Below are 18,458 nucleotides of genomic sequence, written 5' to 3'. Positions count from 1 at the left end.
TCCGGCAGGCGCGCCGGCCAACGACGATTTCCGATATCGCGTGACAGCTTCCGAACGAATCCGTCACGCATTGCACAGGAGCAGAAATGACCGCAGTTTTCGTGTTGCACCGGGCCGACGGCGCACCTTCTTCCACCGCGTTCCGCCAGCAGGCGTTCGGGGCGAGCGATCCGTTCGCGTCGCATCGCGAGATCGCGTGGGAAGGCCCCGACGCGATGGCCGCGGGGCGCATCGGCTTCGCGGGCGAACTGGACGTGGCGAATTTTCCGCACATCGAAACCCTCGTCGTCGTCCAGGGCGAACTGACGCTCGAAGCGGCCGGGGCCGCACCGCTCGTGGTCGGCCCGGGACAGGGCGCCGTCATCGGCTGCGGCACGGCGCTGCGCATCGCCGCGCAATCGCCGGTGCTGCTGATGTTCTGCGCGGCAGCGTGCGCGCAACCGACGAAACGCGGCGTCTTTGCGCTGCGCGCCGACGCGGACTTCAAGCCGTCCGCCACGCTGCCGGCCGAGGTATTGCTCGGCCCCGCGCCGCAATGCCGCAGCGACAACGTGTTCACCGACGACGGCGCCGGGTACTGCGCGGGCACATGGGATTCGACGCCGTATCACCGGATCGTCAGGCCGCATCGCGCGAACGAGTTCATGCTCCTGCTGGACGGCGGCGTCCGGTTCGCGGCGCCCGACGGTAGCGTGGCGTCGCTCGGTACCGGCGACGCGCTGTTCGTGCCGCGCGGCGCGGCGATCGGGTGGGAAAGCAGCGAACGCGTGGCGAAGTTCTACGTGATGCAGAACGTCAAACCCTCCACCGAACGAGACTGAGCATGTCCCCTCCGCTGCGCCATATCGAAACCTTGTCCACGCCGCCGGCCGCGGCCGACGTCGTCGTGATCGGCGGCGGCATCATCGGCGTCTTCACCGCCTACTATCTCGCCCGCCGCGGTATATCGGTCGCGCTCGTCGAGAAAGGGCGCATCGGCGCCGAACAGTCGAGCCGCAACTGGGGCTGGTGCCGGCAGCAGAACCGCGACGCGCGCGAGTTGCCGATGGCGAGCAAGAGCATCGATCTGTGGGAACGCTTCGCCGCCGAATCCGGCGAAGATACCGGCTTTCATCGCTGCGGGCTGCTGTATCTCAGCAACGACGAGGCCGAGCTGTCCCGCTGGGCGAGCTGGGGCGAATTCGCGAAGACCGCGGGCGTGACCACCTACATGCTCGACAGCAAGCAGGCGGCCGAGCGCGGACGCGCGACCGGGCGACAGTGGAAGGGCGGCGTGTTCTCGCCGACCGACGGCACGGCCGATCCAGGCAAGGCCGCGCCGGCCGTGGCCGCCGCGCTGATCAAGCTGGGCGGCAGTGTCCATCAGCACTGCGCGGCGCGCGGCATCGAGCTCGAAGGCGGCCGCGTCGCCGGCGTCGTCACCGAGGCCGGCGTCATCAAGACCCGGACGGTCGTGATGGCCGGCGGCGCATGGGCGTCGTCGTTCTGCCGCCAGCTCGGCATCCGGTTTCCGCAGGCATCGATCCGTCAGTCGATCCTGAGCGTGTCGCCCGTCGAAACGCCACTGCCGGATGCGATGTACACGTCCGGCGTGTCCATCACGCGCCGCAGCGACGGACGCTACGCATTGGCGATCAGCGGCCGCGCGCGCGTGGACCTGACGCCGCAGTTCCTGCGCTTCGCGCCGCAATTCGTGCCGATGTTCGCGAAGCGCTGGCGCAACCTGCTGCCGGGCGGCCTCGAAGGCGTGCGCGGCGGCCATGAAACGCTGAAGCGCTGGCGGCTCGATGCGCCGACGCCGATGGAAGCGGTACGCATTCTCGATCCGAAGCCCGACATGCCGACCGTCGCCGAAACGTATCGCCGCGCGGCCGAACTGTTGCCCGAACTGCGCGACGCGAAGATCACGCACGCATGGGCCGGGTACGTCGACAGCACGCCGGACGGCGTGCCGGGCATCGGCGAAGTGCCGGGCGTGCCGGGGCTGATCCTCGCGGCGGGGTTTTCCGGGCACGGCTTCGGGATCGGGCCGGGGGCCGGGCACCTGATCGCCGATCTCGCGTCCGGTGCGCAACCGTTCGTCGACCCGACGCCGTACCGGCCCGGCCGGTTCAGCGAGTCCGCATGGGGCAAGGTCGCGGATTTCTAGTGCAAGGCCGTCGTACCGATGCGGGGCCGCCTCCCGACGCGGCGCTTCGATCCGGATCGCGAGCGAGCGGCCGGATCGGCGCGGCGATCGTTCGGCAGCGTGGAAGCGCGGTGCGATGGACAGCTTGGGAGTTTCTGATGCGTTTCAGTTCCTACTGGCTCGATACGTCGGAGCCGTTCGCGAGCCGCTCGCCGGCGTTGCCCGGCGGAAGTTGCGACGTGGCGGTGGTGGGCGGCGGGATCACGGGCTCGGCGGCCGCACTGGCGCTGGCGAAGAAGGGTGCGCGCGTGATCGTCTGCGAGGCGGGCACCGTCGGGCAGGCGGCATCGGGACGCAACGGCGGCATGTGCAACAACGGCTTCGCGCAGGATTACGCGTCGCTGTCGCAGCGCATCGGCACGGAACTGGCCAATCGTCTGTATCTCGCGTTCGACGCGGGCGTCGACACGGTCGAGCGGCTGGTCAGGGAGGAGTCGATCGATTGCGATTTCGTGCGCCGCGGCAAGCTCAAGCTCGCGGCGAAGCCCGAGCACTACGACAAGCTCGTGCGCAGTCAGGCGCTGCTCGCGGCGGGCGTGGACCCCGACACGCGCTTGATCACGAAGGCCGAACTGCGCGACGAGATCGGCTCGAACCGATATCACGGCGGGCTGCTGTTCGGCAAGAGCGCCGGGATGCACGTCGGCCGTTATGTGCGCGGCCTCGCGCGCGCCGCGCAAGCCCGCGGCGCGCATATTCTCGAGCATGCGCCGGTGCTCGACCTGAAGCGGCAAGCGGGCGGCGCCTACGCGGTGCGTACGCCGCTCGGCGAGATCCGCGCGGGCCAGGTGCTGCTCGCGAGCGGCATTTCGCAGGTCGGGCCGTTCGGCTGGATTCGGCGCAGGATCGTGCCCGTCGGCGCGTTCATCATCGTCACCGAGCCGTTGCCGAACGACCTGCTCGATCGCTTGCTGCCGACGCGCCGGATGGTCACCGACACGAAGAACTTCGTGAATTTCTTTCGCGTCACGCCCGACAACCGGATGCTGTTCGGCGGGCGCGCGCGTTTTGCCGCGTCGAATCCGCGCTCCGACGAAAAAAGCGGGGCGATCCTGCGGCAGCAGATGGCCGCCGTGTTTCCCGAGCTGGCCGACGTACGCATCGACTACTGCTGGGGCGGGATGGTCGACATGACGGCCAACCGGCTGCCGCGCGCGGGCGAGCGCGACGGCGTGTACTACTCGATGGGCTATAGCGGCCACGGCACGCACATGGCCACGCTGATGGGCACGTTGATGGCCGAGATCATGGACGGACGCGCCGACATCAACCCGTGGAAGGATTTCGACTGGCCCGCGATTCCGGGCCACTTCGGCAAACCCTGGTTCCTGCCGTTCGTCGGCGCCTGGTATCGACTCAAGGACACGCTGCAATGAATTCCCCCGTTGTTCACCTGATGCAAGCCGGCCGGCTGGATCGTTTCTTCATCGACGGCGACTGGGTGCTGCCGGACGGCCGCGACCGGTTCGCGGTCGTCAGCCCGTCCACCGAAGACACGCTGTGCGAGATCCCGCTCGGCAACGCGCGCGACGCCGACCGCGCGGTGCAGGCCGCGCGCCAAGCGTTCGAACGCTGGTCCGCGACTTCACCGCAGGAACGCGCGGCGCTGCTCGACCGCGTGCATGCGCTGATGCTGGAGCGCGCCGAGCTGTTCGCGACCGCGCTCGCGCTGGAGATGGGCGCGCCGATCGGCTATGCCCGCGGCGCGCACGTGCCGCTCGCGGCCGAACATATCCGCGTCGCACGCGAAAACCTCGCGCGCTACCCGTTCGTCGAGCGGCGCGGGACGACCGCGATCGCGCGCGAGCCGATCGGTGTGTGCGCGCTGATCACGCCGTGGAACTGGCCGATCTACCAGATCACTGCGAAGGTCGGCCCGGCGCTCGCGGCCGGCTGCACGGTAGTGCTGAAGCCGAGCGAGCTGTCGCCGCTCAGCGCGCTGCTGTTCGCGGAAGTGCTCGCCGATGCGGGCGTGCCCGCCGGCGTGTTCAATCTCGTGAGCGGCAGCGGCGAGACGGTGGGCGCCGCGCTTTCGTCGCACCCGGCGGTCGACATGGTGTCGATCACCGGATCGACGCGCGCCGGCGTGCTCGTCGCGCAGGCGGCCGCGCCGACCGTCAAGCGCGTCGCGCAGGAACTCGGCGGCAAGTCGCCGAACGTCGTGTTGCCGGATGCGGACCTGTCGCGTGCGATCCCGCCCGGCGTGGCCGCCGCGTTCCGCAACATGGGGCAATCGTGCAGCGCGCCGACCCGCATGATCGTGCCGCGCGACGCGCTCGGCGCGGTCGAGGCGCTGGCCGTCGCGGCGATGCAAACGCTCGTGGTCGGCGATCCGTTCGACGAGGCCACGACGCACGGGCCGCTGGCCAATCGCGCGCAGTTCGGGCGGGTTGCGCAGATGATCGACGTGGGCATCGACGAACGCGCGAAGCTGATCGCCGGCGGCCCGGGCCGGCCCGCGGGTCTCGACCGCGGCTTTTATGCGCGGCCGACGATTTTCTCCGACGTGCGCACCGACATGGCGATCGCGCAGCAGGAGATCTTCGGCCCGGTCCTCGCGATCCTGCCTTACGACACTGTCGACGAAGCGATCGCCATCGCGAACGATACGGTCTACGGGCTCGGCGCGCACGTGCAGGGCACCGACAAGGCGCGCGTACGCGCGGTGGCCGCCCGCATCCGCGCAGGGCAGGTGCATCTGAACTACCCGGCATGGGACCCTCAGGCGCCGTTCGGCGGCTACAAGCAGTCGGGCAACGGCCGCGAGTACGGAATCGAAGGGATGGAGGAATACATGGAGATCAAGTCGATCGTCGGCTTTTACGACTGACGCAGCCGCTGCGCGCGATCCGCGCACGCAGTACAGTTGGAAGCCCGCTACATGCCTGAGGTACCGAAATTGGACAACCCCGTCATCCCCGACTCGTCGCTGCATGCGCATCACGCGCACTGGGCGAAACTGCGCCGCGACCTGCATGCGCATCCCGAGTTGCGATTCGAAGAACACCGGACGGCCGACGTCGTCGCCCGCGAGCTCGAGGCGCTCGGCTATGCGGTGTCGCGCGGGCTCGGCGGCACGGGCGTGGTCGCGAGCCTGCCCGGCGCGGATCCGCGCCGCGGCATCGTGCTGCGCGCCGATCTCGACGCATTGCCGATCCACGAAGCCAACGACTTCGCGCATGCATCGTGCACGCACGGGATCATGCACGCGTGCGGCCATGACGGCCATACCGTGATGTTGCTCGGCGCCGCGCGCGTGCTGAAGGCGCTGCCGCAGTTGCCCGGCACCGTCCATTTCGTGTTTCAGCCGGGCGAAGAGGGCGGCGCGGGCGCGCGCCGGATGATCGACGACGGGCTGTTCGAGCAATACCCGACGGAAGCGGTATTCGGCATGCACAACTGGCCCGGTCTGCCGGCCGGGCATTTCGGGTTGCGCACCGGCCCGATCATGGCCGCGGGTTCGCGCTTCAGGATCACGGTGACGGGCAAGGGCGCGCACGCGGCGCAGCCGCATCTGGGCATCGATCCGGTACCGCTCGCGTGCTCGATGGTGCTGCAGTGCCAGACCATCGCCGCGCGGCACAAGGACCCGGTGGATCCCGCGGTCATTTCGGTCTGCATGTTCCATGCGGGCACGACCGACAACGTGATTCCCGACACCGCCGAGCTGCGCGGCACGATCCGCACGCTGTCGTCGGCATTGCAGCAGAAGCTGCAGCGCGACGTGCGGCTCGCGTGCGAGGGGCTCGCGGGGGCCTATGGCGCGCAGGTCGACGTCGAGTTTTTCCAGTACTACCCGGCGACGGTCAACACGCCGGCCGAGACGGCGCTGTGCGAAGCGGTGATTCGCGACACGTTCGGCGACGCGCGCGTCGAGCGCGACGTGCCGCCGAACATGACGTCCGAAGACTTCGGCTTCATGCTGGAGGAGCGGCCGGGTGCTTACGTGCTGATCGGCAATGCGCGGGACGGCGCGGCCTCTCCGGCGCTGCACCACCCGAAATACGACTTCAACGACGACATCATTCCGGCCGGCGTCCGCTATTGGGTCGCGCTGGCGCAGCATTACTTCGCGCGATCGCCGTGATGCGTCGGGGCGGTGTGGAAACCGGTGGACGTCAGGTCGATCGGGTGCCGCGTCCGGGGCACGCGTGCTTCCGGATCGTCGTGCGCCCAGGCCAGCCGGCGAGAACCGTGCAATCCATCGTCGCTTCGATGTGATCGCCGCGTATTTTTTCCGACGTGCCGTGTTGCACGACTACATTATTCGACAGGACTACTTGATGAACCAGGAACCTGAAGCGAAGGAGCAAGGCGCGACGTCGGCGCTTCGCTACCGCAGATTCACCGCGGCGGACGTCCCCGCCGCCCATGCGCTTTCCAGCGCGCTTCGCTGGCCGTTCCGGGCGGAAGACTGGCAGTTTTCCGCTGAAACGTCGACCGCGTTCGCGGCCGAGGAAAACGGCGTGGTCATCGGCACGGCGATGTGCTGGAAGTACGGTGCGGACCGCGCGGCGATCGGGCATGTGATCGTCTCCGACGCGCATCAGGGCCGGGGCATCGGCCGAAAACTGATGGAGACGCTCCTCGACGAACTGGGCACGCGCATCACGTTTCTGCACGCGACGCCGGCCGGTCGGCCGCTCTACGAGAAACTGGGGTTCACCGTGTGCGGATCGCTGGGCCAATATCAGGGCAACGTGGATCGACCCGCCGCGATTGCCGTGCCCGACGGCGAGCGGCTGCGTGCCGGTTCGCCGGCCGACTGGCCGCGCCTGGTCGAACTCGACGCGCGTGCGTCCGGCCTCGAACGCGACGCGCTGCTGTCCGCGTTGCAGACGCGGGGAGAAAGCGTGGTGCTCGAGCGCGACGGCGAGATCGTCGGGTTTTCGGTGCTGCGGCGCTTCGGTCGCGGTGACGTGATCGGGCCGGTGGTCGCGCCGCGTTCGAGCGACGATGCGCGCGCGAAAGCGCTGATCGGCTATTGGCTGACGAAACGCGACGGCGAATTCGTGCGTATCGATGTGCCCGACGGGAGTAGTCTGCCGGACTGGTTGAGCGAACAGGGACTGAAACAGGTGGATACCTGTTCGAAGATGGTTCGCCATGCGCCGGCCGCCGCGCACGGCGGTGCGGCCGATCCGACAGTCGGACTGTACGGGCTGGTCAGTCAGGCGATGTTGTAGCCGTCGGCCGCCGCCGCACCCGACGCATTCAGCGCGCGCGGCCCAGTTGCTCGTCGATCGTGCGCGTCAGCGGCGACTGAACGTCGCCGGTGTGCCGGGTCTGCACGGGCTCGATCAGCACGATCCAGCATTCGTCGTCGGCGATCGGATTGTGCTGCGTGCCGCGCGGCACGACGTGCATCGAGCCGGCGGGCACGTCGGCGACGCGACCGCCTTCGTACTGGATCCTGAGGTGACCGCGCACGACGAAGAACAGCTCGTCTTCGTGCGCATGGTCGTGCCACACGAGCTGGCCGCGTACTTTCGCGACTTTCACGTACTGATCGTTGACCTGCGCGACGACCTTCGGCGACCAGTATTCGGATACGTCGGCGAAGGCGGCTTCGAGGTCGAACGATTCGGCAAACGGAAGGGCGGGCAAGGTCATCTCTTCTCCAGTGGGCTGTTGTACGCAGTCGAAATCGAAACCGGCGGACTGCCGGGCGCCGATCGGCAGGACCAGCCGATTATATTGACGGCGCCGCTTCGCTGCCGGACGTGCGGACGCCGCGCAATCCGCCGCGCACGCGGCGACGCCACCGCGTGGCCGCGTCGCTGGCGACTGCATGGCGGCCAAATGGACGAACCGGCCGGGCGCGGCCGGTTCGACGGCCCGGCGATCGCCTGCGCCGCCGCCCGACGCATGAACGCTCGGCATCTCACTCAACGCGCGAGCGCAGCCGCGAAGTCGCGATACGTCCGCAGCGGGCGACCGAGGATCGCGGTCAGCCGCTCGACGTCGCCGGCCTCCGGCACCATCCCGTCGCTGACGTAGCGCTCGGCCATCAGCCGCATTTCGTAGGCCATCCATTTCGGCATGAACTGCGCCAGATTGCGTTCGAACGGCGCGGGATCGTCGCCGCCATACGCAACCGGCCGACCGAGCGTGTCCGACCAGATCGACGCCAGTTGCGGGCCGGTCAGCGTGTCGGGCCCGACCAGGTTGAGGGTTTCGACCGGCAGCTTGCCCGGCGCGTCGTTGCGGCGGATCAACTCGATCGCCGCGACTTCGGCGATATCGCGCACGTCGACCATCGCGACGCCCTTGCCGCCGATCGGCATCGGGTACACGCCGTGTCCGACGATCACGTCCTTGACCATCGATTCGTTGTCCATGAAATACGCGGGTCGCAGGATCGTCGCGCTGAACCCCATCTGCTCGATCATCCGCTCCGCGCCGGATTTCACCGCGAAGTGCGGCACGTTCACGAAGCGGTCGGCATGGAGGACCGACAGATAGACGGCGCGCTCGATGCCCGCTTCGCGGGCGAGGTTCAGCGCAATCAGCGCCTGCGTGAATTCGTCGCCCGCGACGCCGTTGAGCAGGAACAGCGTGCGCACGCCGGAGAAGGCCGCCCGCAGTGCATCGACGTCGAGCATGTCGCCCTGCGCGACGGTCACGGCCGCCGGAAAATCGGCCTTGGCCGGATCGCGCACCAGCACGCGCACGTCGACGCCGCGATCGACGAGTTGACGGACGACCTGGCGGCCCACGCGGCCGGTAGCGCCGGTAACGAGAATGGTCATGATGTTCACTCCTGAGGTAACGATGGGATGGACTGCCCACGTAAATTAGGTGATCCACTCATGATCCGGAAGATGTGATAAATAGACATGCCGTCTCACTGGTGGAACACATGGATCTGCTCGCTCTCGCCGATTTCAATCTCGTCGCCCGCCATGGCAGCTTCGGCGAGGCCGCGCGCGTCGCGGATCGCCCGAAGGCGACGCTGTCGCGTCGGGTCGCGGAACTGGAGAACAGTCTGTCGCTGCGCCTGTTCGAGCGCGGCGCGCGCGGCGTGAAGCTCACGCAGGAAGGGCGCGCGCTCTACGAGCGGACGGGCGCGCTGCTCGCGGAGCTGGCCGACAGCGCGTCCGCGATCGCAGCGGGGAGCGAGCGGCCGCGCGGCCGCCTGCGGATCAGCGCGCCGATGCTGTTTTCGCAGTTCGCGATGGGGAAGCTGGTGGCGACGTTCGCGCTGAGATACCCGGACGTCCGGCTGGAGGTGACGACCGAAGACCGGCCCGTCGACATGATCGAGGAAGGGTACGACCTCGTGATCCGCGTAAATCCGGACCCGGACGAGAGCCTGATCGGGCGCGTGATCCTGCGCGACCGGCTGGTCGTCGTCGCGACGCCCGAACTGGCGCGGCCGAGCGGCGACGCACCCGCGCCGGCCGTGATTCGCGGCGCGCAGGACACCCGTGCCGCATGGGAGGTCACGGGCGAGGCCGGGATGGTGCGCATACCGGTCGAGCCCGTGGCGCGGCTGTCGTCGCTGAGCATGGTGCGCGATACGGTCCGCCTCGGCTTGGGCGCGGCATGCCTGCCGATATCGCTCGTGAGCCGCGACCTCGCCGCCGGCGCGCTCGTCAGTTGGGGCGACGTGCCGGGCTCCGATATCGCCCTGTGGGCGTTGTATCCGTCCAGGCGATTATTGAGCGCGCGCGTGTCCGCGTTTCTCGATCACCTGAAGGACGCGTTTCCGTCAGGCGAGCCGGAAGAACTGGCGGCGTATATCGAACCCGGGCAGTGAAACGACCGCGGTCGCGGCAGCGCACGCGCATCGCCACGGTGTCCCGAGCGGAATGCCGTCGCGATCGGCAGCGCGCGTGCCGCCACCGGTCCGATTCGACCGCGGCATTCACGCCGGCTCCGTTTGCGCGCAACACACGCGGTTCCTGCCTTCGCGCTTGGCGCGATAGAGCGCCATGTCCGCCTGATGCGCCAGCGCGTGCACGGACGCATGTCGCGCGCGCCGGCCGGTCGCACAGCCGATGCTGACGGTGAATGGCGGAACGGTCTCCGCAAACCCGTCGAGCCGGTTGCGTTCCACCTCGCGGCGAATCGCGTCGGCCACCTGCGCGGCGCCGTTTTCGTCCGTATCGGGCAACACCGCGACGAATTCCTCGCCGCCGTAGCGCGCGGCGAGGTCGCCGCGCCGTCGCGTATGCGTGCGGATGCATTCGGCGAGAAAGCGCAGCGCGGTGTCGCCCAGCGCGTGCCCGTGCCGGTCGTTGTATTGCTTGAAGTGATCGGCGTCGATGAACAGCACCGACAGGCTGCCGCCGCTGCCGCGCTGCAGCCGCGCCCATTCGTCGGCCAGCGCGGTATCGAGCGCGCGACGATTGCGCAGTCCGGTCAACGGATCGGTGCGCGTGAGATCGGTCAGCAGCGTCTGCTTGCGGAAGTTGTCCCGCAATGCGAAGGCAAGCAGCCAGACCGCCGCGCAGAACGATGCGCCGATCACGGATGCCGACACGCCGACCGTCCACGACAGGCGCCGGACGCCGGCCAGCACGTCGCTCTCGGCCGGCGCGACGACCGCGATCAGCGGCGTGCCCGGTATCCGCTGATAGGTATACAGCCGCACGATGCCGTCGATGCTCGAGCGCGCCGGATAGAAGCCCGATTCGCTGTTCACCATCCGCTTGAAGGATGTCGAGCGACGCAGCAGGTTCATCTGGCCGTCGTTCAACGACGGGTTTCTCGCGAGGATCGTGCCGTCCGCGCGCACGATCGCGCTGACCCCGTTCGGCCCGACGTCGAGGCGGGACAGCAACTGCTCGAAGTAAGCGAGATCGACGGCAACGACCGCGATCCCGTCGAACGCATGGTCCGGCCGCTCGATGCGCCGCGACAGCGCGATGGATTCCTTGCCGCCGCGCGAGCGTGCGCGATAGGGCTGGGAGACGTAGAGCCCGACGTTGTCCGCATCGCGATGGACCTTGAAGTAGTCGCGATCGGCGAAGTCCCACCGGTGGGTCGTGCTGCAGCATCCGTCGATCAGCCGGCCGTGCCTGTCGGTCACGCCCATGCCGGTCACGAATTGCGCGGCGGTTCGCTCGAACAGCAGGTCGTGCCGCAGCCCGGCGTCCATCCGCTGGACGTCCGGCTTGCCGAGATCGGCAGCCAGCGCGATCAGCGCGTTGTTCGACGTTTCGACCGTCCTCGCGATCTGGCTCGCGAGCACGGCCGCGACGTTGCGCGACGTCTCGTGCGCATGCTCGACGACTTCGCTGCGCGCCACCCACAGCGTCACCGCGCTGATCGCGAGCGTCGCGAGCGACATCAGCGTGCCCAACGCGCCGACGACGAACGGGTGGCGTCCGGCCCAGTCGGCGATTTTCTCGATCGAAGTGAATGCGGGCATGCTCGCGCTCGTTTTGAGATGCCGGCTGCACGTGCGCCGGCGCGGGTCCAATCCCGGTTAACGGCACGGTTAACGAAAAATCGAGGCCGGCATGGCCGCCCGTCGACGATCCCGGCCTGGCTCGACGACGCAAACGTGTGCGGCCGTGCGGCGATACGGCCCGAGCGCGGCCCGGACGCGCGCGGATCGCGTGGATTGATAACGCTGCTGCATCAATCGTTCCAAAAATTGCACTTATCGTTTGATCGATCCCGCGCCAACATGCCGAAAAACGACAATCGACCAGTCCCTCCCGCGTATTCCAGGATTTTCAGGAGACACCCCGATGCATCCCTCGTCCCGCCTTCCGGCCGAACGCTCGAAGGCCGCCGCGATCTTTCGCGTCACGGCCGGCAATTTTCTCGAGCAGTTCGACTTCTTCCTGTTCGGCTTCTACGCCACGCAGATCGCCAACGTCTTCTTCCCCGCGCAAAGCGAGTTCGCGTCGCTGATGATGACCTTCGCCGTGTTCGGCGCCGGCTTCCTGATGCGGCCGCTGGGCGCGATCGTGCTGGGCGCGTACATCGACGAGGTCGGCCGCCGCAAGGGCCTGATCGTCACGCTGTCGATCATGGCGAGCGGCACCATCCTGATCGCGTTCGTGCCGGGCTACGCGACGATCGGGCTGCTCGCGCCGGTGCTCGTGCTGATCGGCCGGCTGCTGCAGGGCTTCTCCGCGGGCGCCGAACTGGGCGGCGTGTCGGTCTATCTCGCCGAGCTCGCGACGCCGGGCCGCAAGGGCTTCTTCACGAGCTGGCAATCGGCCAGCCAGCAGGTGGCGATCGTCATCGCGGCGGCCCTCGGCTTTGCGCTCAATCAGTGGCTGAGCGCATCGCAGATCGCCGCGTGGGGATGGCGCGTGCCGTTCTTCGTCGGCTGCATGATCGTGCCGTTCATTTTCCTGCTGCGCCGCAACCTGGAGGAAACCCAGGAGTTCAAGGCCCGCAAGCATCGTCCGGGCATGAAGGAAGTGTTCGGTACGCTGGTCCAGAACTGGGGCGTCGTGATCGCCGGCATGATGCTGGTCGCGATGACCACCACGAGCTTCTATCTGATCACCGTCTACGCGCCGACCTTCGGCAAGACGGTGCTGCATCTGAGCACCGCCGACAGCCTGCTCGTGACGCTGTGCGTCGGCGTGTCGAACTTCGTGTGGCTGCCGATCGGCGGTGCGCTGTCCGACCGGATCGGCCGCCGGCCGCTGCTGGTCGGCATGACGATGCTCACCGTCGTGACCGCCTACCCGGCGCTGTCGTTCCTCGCTCACGCGCCGTCGTTCGCCAACATGCTGCTCGTACTGCTCTGGCTGTCGTTCATGTACGGCATCTATAACGGCGCGATGGTCGTCGCGCTCACCGAAGTGATGCCGGTGCAGGTGCGCGTCGCGGGCTTCTCGCTCGCGTACAGCCTCGCGACGGCCGTGTTCGGCGGCTTCACGCCGGCCATCTCGACCGCGCTCATTCACGCGACGGGCGACAAGGCCGCACCCGGCTACTGGATGAGCTTCGCCGCCGTGTGCGCGCTGCTCGCGACGTTCGCGCTCTATCGTCATCGCACGGCGACGTTGACGCCCGCGCATTGACGCCGAGCTCGTCCGGAACGTTCACTCACACCCACCCATCCGCACGACCACGACCATGAGAAACCTGCTCCTGAAATTCTGCGCGACCGCGCTCGTCGCCACCGCGGCGGTCGCGGCCAACGTCCAGGCCGCCGAACTGCACGTGATGAGCTCGGGCGGCTTCACCGCCGCCTACAAGGTGCTCGGCCCGCGGTTCGCGTCCACGACGGGCAATACGCTGGCCACCGCGCTCGGCCCGTCGATGGGCAAGTCGCCCGAAGCGATTCCGAACCGGCTCGCGCGCGGCGAGCCCGCCGACGCGGTGATCATGGTCGGCTACGCGCTCGACGATCTGATCAAGCAGGGCAAGGTCATCCCCGAATCCCGCGTCGAGCTGGCCGACTCGCGCATCGGCATGGTCGTGCGCGACGGCGCGGCCAAGCCCGACATCAGCACCGCCGACGGCCTCAAGCAAGTGCTGCTGCACGCGAAATCGATCGCCTATTCGGACAGCGCGAGCGGCGTGTATATCGAACGCGAGCTGTTCAGGAAGCTCGGGATCGAAGAGCAGGTGAAGTCGAAAGCGAAGATGATTCCGCGGATTCCGGTGGCGTCGGTCGTCGCGAACGGCGACTACGAAATCGGCTTCCAGCAGGTCAGCGAGCTGCTGCCCGTCAAGGGCGCGACCTTCGTCGGCAAGATCCCCGAATCGCTGCAGTCCGTCACGCGCTTCGCCGCCGGCATCCCGGTCGGTGCGCAGCATCCGCAGGAAGCGAAGGCGCTGCTCGACTATCTTGCGTCGCCCGACGTGCAGGCCGACGTGAAATCGACCGGCCTGGATTCCGTATCCGCGCATTGAGCCCGATCGACGGGAGGGCGCGCATCAGATCGTCTTCCCGTCACGACCGCCGCCGTCTGCCGCGGCGCTGTCTTCATCGGCCCCGTCCGGCAAGGACGGCCCGGCCGCCGCGAGCCGCTGCACGAGACGCGACCGGTCGCACGCACCTTCCCACGACGACACGAAAATGACCGCGCACGCGTTGCTGATCACGCTGGTCAGCGCGCGCGCCTCCGACATGAAGCGATCGATGCCGACCAGCAGCGCGACCCCGGCGACGGGCAGGTCGGGCATCACGGCGAGCGTCGCGACCAGTGCGACGAGCCCGCTGCCGGACACGCCGGCCGCCCCCTTGGACGTGACCAGCATGATCGCGAGCATCGCCGCGACCTGCGGCGCGGAAAGCGGGACGTCGCAGGCCTGCGCGATGAACAACGCCGCGAGCGTCAGATAGATCGCGGTGCCGTCCAGATTGAACGAATAGCCGGCCGGCAGCACGAGCCCCACGACGCCTTTGTCGCAGCCGAGCGCTTCCAGCTTGACGATCAGGCGCGGCAGGACCGGCTCCGTGGACGACGTCGCGAGCACGATCAGCAACTCTTCGCGCAGGTAGCGCAGCAGCCGCCACAGCGCGAAGCCGTGCAGCCGCGCGAGCGGGGCGAGCACCAGCGCGACGAACAGCACGCAGGCCACGTAGAACGACACCATCAGCTTCGCGAGCGAGCCGACCGAGCCGATGCCGAAGCGGCCCACCGTGAACGCCATCGCGCCGCATGCGCCGAGCGGCGCGAGCCGCATGATCATCGCGAGCACGCGAAACACGACCTGGGCGATGCCGTCGATCAGCGCGAGCACGGGCCGGGCGGCGCGCGGATGCGCATTCAGCGAGAAGCCGAACAACAGCGACAGCAGCAATACCGGCAACACTTCGCCGGTCGCGAATGCGCCGAGCATCGTGTCCGGAATCACGCCGAGCGCGAACGCCACCAGGCTGCGCGGCTCCGCATGCTTCGCATAGGGCGCGAGGAGGCTCGCATCCAGATGACGGGCGTCGATGTGCATGCCGGCGCCCGGTTGCAGCGCGTACGCGGTGACGAGCCCGAACGCGAGCGCGGCGGCCGTCAACAGATAGAAGAGCGCGAGCGCCCGCACGATGGTGCGGCCGATGGCCCGCCCGTTCGACAACGACGTGATGCCCGACACGATCGTGCAGAAGACGATCGGCGCGATGGTCATCTTCACGAGCGCGACGAAGGCGTCGCTGAGCGGCTTGAGCATCGCGCCCGCCGCCGGCCACACGTGACCGATGCCGATGCCGAGCATCATCGCAAGCAGGACCTGCACGTAAAGCGATTTGAACAGCCGGGTCCACCTCACGATGCCGTCTTCCTTCGTTTGCGTTCCGTCGTCGTCATGCCGATGCGCCGCCGCCGCCGGCGTCGCCGCGCTTCGCGTTCTTCGCATCGACGACCATCCGGTAAAACGCCTCGGCGGCCGGCGTCAGCGAGCGCCCGCGCCGCTTGACGATGCCCACGCGCCGCTTCACGGCCGGCTCGACGAGCGGCACGCTCGTGAGGACAGGGTGGTCATGCCCCGGCATCGCCATCGACGGCACCGCGGCGACGCCGAGGCCCGCCTCGATCAGCCCGAGCAGGGTCGTGACGTGGCGCGCCTCGCACACGCTCGGCTTGCGCGGCGCGACGGCGGCCAAGGCCTGGTCGAGCAGCAGGCGGTTACCGGAAGTCTTGTCCACCGAGACGTAATCGTGTTCATACAGTTCGTTCCAGGTCGCGCGCTTCTTGCGCGCGAGCGGGTGGTCGCGGCGACAGGCGGCGACGAACCGTTCCTGGAGCAGGACCTTGAACTCGATCTCCGCCTCCTGGCTGCCGATGAAGCTCACGCCGAAATCCGCCTCGCCGCTGATGACGGCGCCGAGCACCTCGTTGGCGCCGGCGTCGAGCAGCTTGACCCGGATGCGCGGAAAGCGCCGATGATAGCGGGCGATGATGGGCGGCAGGAAATAGTAGGCGACCGACGGCACGCACGCGATCGTCACATGGCCGAGGCGGCTCGACGACACGTCGCGGATGCCGAGCAGCGCGGCGTCGAGATCGTCGAGCAATTGTTCGGCGCTCTGCGCGAACACGCGGCCGACGGTGGTGAGCGCGACGCGGCGCGTGGTGCGCTCGAAGAGCCGCACGCCGAGCGCGTCTTCGAGCTTGTCGATCCGGCGGCTCAGCGCGGGCTGGGAGAGGTTGACCGCTTCGGCGGCCTTGCGGAAACTGCCCGTTTCCACGACCGCACGGAACGCCTGCAAGTCGGTCAAATCGAAATTGATGCCCACCGGTCTCTCTCCACCACTCAGATGCGCAGCATTGTGCATGATTCCGTCCGCGCCATGCGTGGCGCGTCGTCCGGGCGGCAGCGTCGGCGCGGCGCTGTGTGGCGCCCGGCCGGCGTCTCGCGGGCCGCGCCGCGAATCGATCGTCCCGACGCCGCATCCTGATGTACCGTATCGCTTTCGCCCCGACGACGATTCAGCGCTGGCGCCGGCCAGTCGGGCGAGTCGCTCTCTTCAACGGATTCCAGCATGCGCATTCCGCCGCTCAAGGCCATCATCGCGTTCGAAAGCGTCGCCCGGACCAAAAGCGTCAACCGTGCGGCGGAAGAGCTCGGCCTGACCGCGTCCGCCGTGAGCCATCAGCTCAGCAACCTCGAATCGCAGATCGGTCAGCCGCTGTTTCAGCGTTCGGGGCGCGGCCTCGTTCTCACGCCGACCGGCGAACGCTACCTGGCCGACGTCACCGGCTCGCTGGCCGACCTGAGCCGCGCGACCGAGCGCGCGTCGAGCCGCACCGAAGTCGACATCCTGCGCGTGCACTCGAGCCCGAGCTTCGGGCTGATGTGGCTGCTGCCGCGGCTGTCGTCGTTTCAGGAGGCGAACGGCGACATCCAGCTGAACCTCGCGTGCTCCTACGAAAACGTGTCGTTCTCGAACGGCTTCTACGATATCGACGTCCGGCACGGCTACGGCAACTGGGACAACCTCGAGGTCCGGACCGTGCGCGGCGAGTTCATCGCGCCGCTCGCGTCGCCGCGCTATCTCGAGCGGCACCCGGTGAACGCGCCGGAAGACCTGCTCGCGCACCGGCTGATCTATTCCGAAACCCCGCTGGTCCAGTGGAAGCAGTGGTTCGGCCGCGCCGGCGTGCCGCTGGCGGCCCAGAAGACCTTCGATTTTTCGTTCGATCGTTCGTACATGTCGCTCGAAACCGCCGCGCTCGGCCTCGGCATCGCGCTCGAAAGCCTGATGCTCGCGTCGGTGAAGATCCGCGAAGGGCTGCTGGTGCCGGTCTTCGACGCGACCCATGCGGTCGAAGTCGGCGCGCATCATCTCGTTTACCCGCGGCAGAACGCGGAGCTGCCTCGCGTGAAGCGCTTCCTGACCTGGATCGAACGGGAGGTCGCGGGTCACGACGGGGCGAGCCACGCAGCGCGGCCGCCGGCGCATCCGTGATTTTGCATCGCAGCATCGGCGACGGGCCGCGCGCCGTCACCTGAAATTTTCTCAGCTATGGCTGAACGTTTCCGCGTTGATGCGGGTGTCCGGTGAGGGGACACTCCGGGCAACACATCAACACAGGAGACATGCGATGTTGCTTGACGACAGAACCATCATCGTGACCGGCGCCGCATCGCCGCGCGGGATCGGCAAGGCCACCGCCCGCGCGCTGGCCGCGCACGGCGCACGCGTGGCGATCCTCGACCTTCGCCGCGAAGACGCGGAGGCCGCCGCCGCAGAGCTCGGCCCGGATCATCTCGGCCTCGCGTGCGACGTGACCGACCACGACGCGTGCGTGGCCGCAGCCCGCGCGGCGCTGGCGCACTTCGGCCGCATCGACGGCCTCGTGAACAATGCCGGCATCACGCAGCCCGTGCGCACGCTGGATATCTCGGCGCGCGACTTCGATGCGATCGTCGACGTGAACCTGCGCGGCACGCTCTACATGTCGCAAGCGGTGTTGCCCACGATGAAGGCGCAGCGCAGCGGCAGCATCGTCTGCATGTCGTCGGTGTCCGCGCAACGCGGCGGCGGCATTTTCGGCGGCCCGCACTACAGCGCCGCCAAAGCCGGCGTGCTCGGCCTCGCGAAGGCGATGGCGCGCGAATTCGGCGCCGACCGCATCCGCGTCAATTCGATCACGCCGGGCCTGATCCAGACCGACATCACCGGCGACAAGCTGACGCCCGACATGCGCGAGGACATCGTCAAGGGCATTCCGCTCGGCCGGCTCGGCGATGCCGCCGATGTCGCCCATGCGTGCCTGTTCCTGCTGAGCGATCTGTCGAGCTATCTGACGGGCGTCACGCTCGACGTCAACGGCGGGATGCTGATTCACTGAGAACGGCGCCGCCCGAAGCGCGGCGCCGACCCTCATGCACCCGGGACAAC

16 protein-coding genes are annotated in these 18,458 nt (G+C 68.3%); 11 read left to right on the top strand and 5 right to left on the bottom strand.

The window, feature by feature from the left end; translation table 11 throughout:
• Window positions 1-86: 86 nt before the first annotated feature.
• From WT53_RS30925 to WT53_RS30900, 6 genes are all read left to right on the top strand, one after another.
• Window positions 87-821: a cupin domain-containing protein gene (locus tag WT53_RS30925; protein WP_034209123.1), complete on the top strand. Its 735-nt coding sequence runs from the start codon at window positions 87-89 to the stop codon at window positions 819-821.
• A 2-nt stretch (window positions 822-823) separates the two neighbouring features.
• A complete protein-coding gene (locus WT53_RS30920) occupies window positions 824-2,149 on the top strand; it encodes an FAD-binding oxidoreductase (protein ID WP_034209124.1) in 1,326 nt (441 codons plus the stop codon).
• A 137-nt stretch (window positions 2,150-2,286) separates the two neighbouring features.
• Window positions 2,287-3,564 (top strand): FAD-binding oxidoreductase, encoded by a 1,278-nt coding sequence (locus WT53_RS30915; protein ID WP_034209125.1) that lies wholly within the window; start codon window positions 2,287-2,289, stop codon window positions 3,562-3,564.
• Window positions 3,561-5,018, top strand: coding sequence for an aldehyde dehydrogenase family protein (locus tag WT53_RS30910; RefSeq protein WP_034209126.1), 1,458 nt, complete (start codon window positions 3,561-3,563; stop codon window positions 5,016-5,018). The genes WT53_RS30915 and WT53_RS30910 overlap by 4 nt, the downstream gene beginning before the upstream one ends.
• Window positions 5,019-5,087: 69 nt before the next feature.
• Window positions 5,088-6,275, top strand: coding sequence for a M20 aminoacylase family protein (locus WT53_RS30905; RefSeq protein ID WP_060262639.1), 1,188 nt, complete (start codon window positions 5,088-5,090; stop codon window positions 6,273-6,275).
• Window positions 6,276-6,471: 196 nt separating this feature from the next.
• Window positions 6,472-7,374 carry a GNAT family N-acetyltransferase gene (locus tag WT53_RS30900; RefSeq protein WP_060262683.1) on the top strand — a complete coding sequence of 301 codons (903 nt, stop codon included), beginning with the start codon at window positions 6,472-6,474 and terminating at the stop codon, window positions 7,372-7,374.
• 28 nt (window positions 7,375-7,402) lie between these two features.
• Here the strand turns inward: WT53_RS30900 and WT53_RS30895 are convergent, their stop codons facing one another.
• Window positions 7,403-7,801 (bottom strand): cupin domain-containing protein, encoded by a 399-nt coding sequence (locus WT53_RS30895; RefSeq protein WP_034209128.1) that lies wholly within the window; start codon window positions 7,799-7,801, stop codon window positions 7,403-7,405.
• A gap of 275 nt (window positions 7,802-8,076) precedes the next feature.
• The gene (locus WT53_RS30890) at window positions 8,077-8,940 is read right to left on the bottom strand and encodes an SDR family oxidoreductase (RefSeq protein WP_060262681.1); all 864 of its coding nucleotides are present in this window, start codon (window positions 8,938-8,940) and stop codon (window positions 8,077-8,079) included.
• Between the two features lie 110 nt (window positions 8,941-9,050).
• Here WT53_RS30890 and WT53_RS30885 point away from each other — a divergent pair, with 110 nt between their 5' ends.
• On the top strand, window positions 9,051-9,950 hold the full coding sequence (locus tag WT53_RS30885; RefSeq protein WP_060262636.1) for a LysR family transcriptional regulator: 900 nt from the start codon (window positions 9,051-9,053) through the stop codon (window positions 9,948-9,950).
• 108 nt (window positions 9,951-10,058) lie between these two features.
• Here WT53_RS30885 and WT53_RS30880 read toward each other — a convergent pair whose 3' ends face one another.
• Window positions 10,059-11,567: a diguanylate cyclase gene (locus tag WT53_RS30880; protein ID WP_060262679.1), complete on the bottom strand. Its 1,509-nt coding sequence runs from the start codon at window positions 11,565-11,567 to the stop codon at window positions 10,059-10,061.
• Window positions 11,568-11,892: 325 nt separating this feature from the next.
• On the opposite strand from WT53_RS30880, the gene WT53_RS30875 reads away from it, so the two are divergent.
• Window positions 11,893-13,188, top strand: a complete 1,296-nt coding sequence (locus tag WT53_RS30875) for an MFS transporter (protein WP_059779859.1) — start codon at window positions 11,893-11,895, stop codon at window positions 13,186-13,188.
• A 55-nt stretch (window positions 13,189-13,243) separates the two neighbouring features.
• Window positions 13,244-14,026: a substrate-binding domain-containing protein gene (locus tag WT53_RS30870; RefSeq protein WP_060262634.1), complete on the top strand. Its 783-nt coding sequence runs from the start codon at window positions 13,244-13,246 to the stop codon at window positions 14,024-14,026.
• Between the two features lie 24 nt (window positions 14,027-14,050).
• On the opposite strand, the gene dctA is transcribed toward WT53_RS30870, so the two are convergent.
• Both dctA and WT53_RS30860 read right to left on the bottom strand, forming a co-directional pair.
• On the bottom strand, window positions 14,051-15,382 hold the full coding sequence (gene dctA / locus WT53_RS30865) for a C4-dicarboxylate transporter DctA (protein ID WP_059779998.1): 1,332 nt from the start codon (window positions 15,380-15,382) through the stop codon (window positions 14,051-14,053).
• 34 nt (window positions 15,383-15,416) lie between these two features.
• Window positions 15,417-16,349, bottom strand: a complete 933-nt coding sequence (locus WT53_RS30860; protein ID WP_060262632.1) for a LysR family transcriptional regulator — start codon at window positions 16,347-16,349, stop codon at window positions 15,417-15,419.
• Window positions 16,350-16,595: 246 nt separating this feature from the next.
• Between WT53_RS30860 and WT53_RS30855 the strand changes: the two genes are divergently transcribed.
• Window positions 16,596-17,522, top strand: coding sequence for a LysR substrate-binding domain-containing protein (locus WT53_RS30855; protein WP_060262630.1), 927 nt, complete (start codon window positions 16,596-16,598; stop codon window positions 17,520-17,522).
• Between the two features lie 136 nt (window positions 17,523-17,658).
• Window positions 17,659-18,408, top strand: a complete 750-nt coding sequence (locus WT53_RS30850; RefSeq protein ID WP_060262628.1) for an SDR family NAD(P)-dependent oxidoreductase — start codon at window positions 17,659-17,661, stop codon at window positions 18,406-18,408.
• The last annotated feature ends 50 nt before the right edge of the window (window positions 18,409-18,458 follow it).

The sequence above is a fragment of the Burkholderia sp. MSMB2157WGS genome, assembly GCF_001532755.1.
Taxonomy (GTDB): Bacteria; Pseudomonadota; Gammaproteobacteria; order Burkholderiales; family Burkholderiaceae; genus Burkholderia.
Note: the sequence above shows the minus strand (reverse complement) of the source record. Positions and strands in the feature narration are given on the sequence as shown.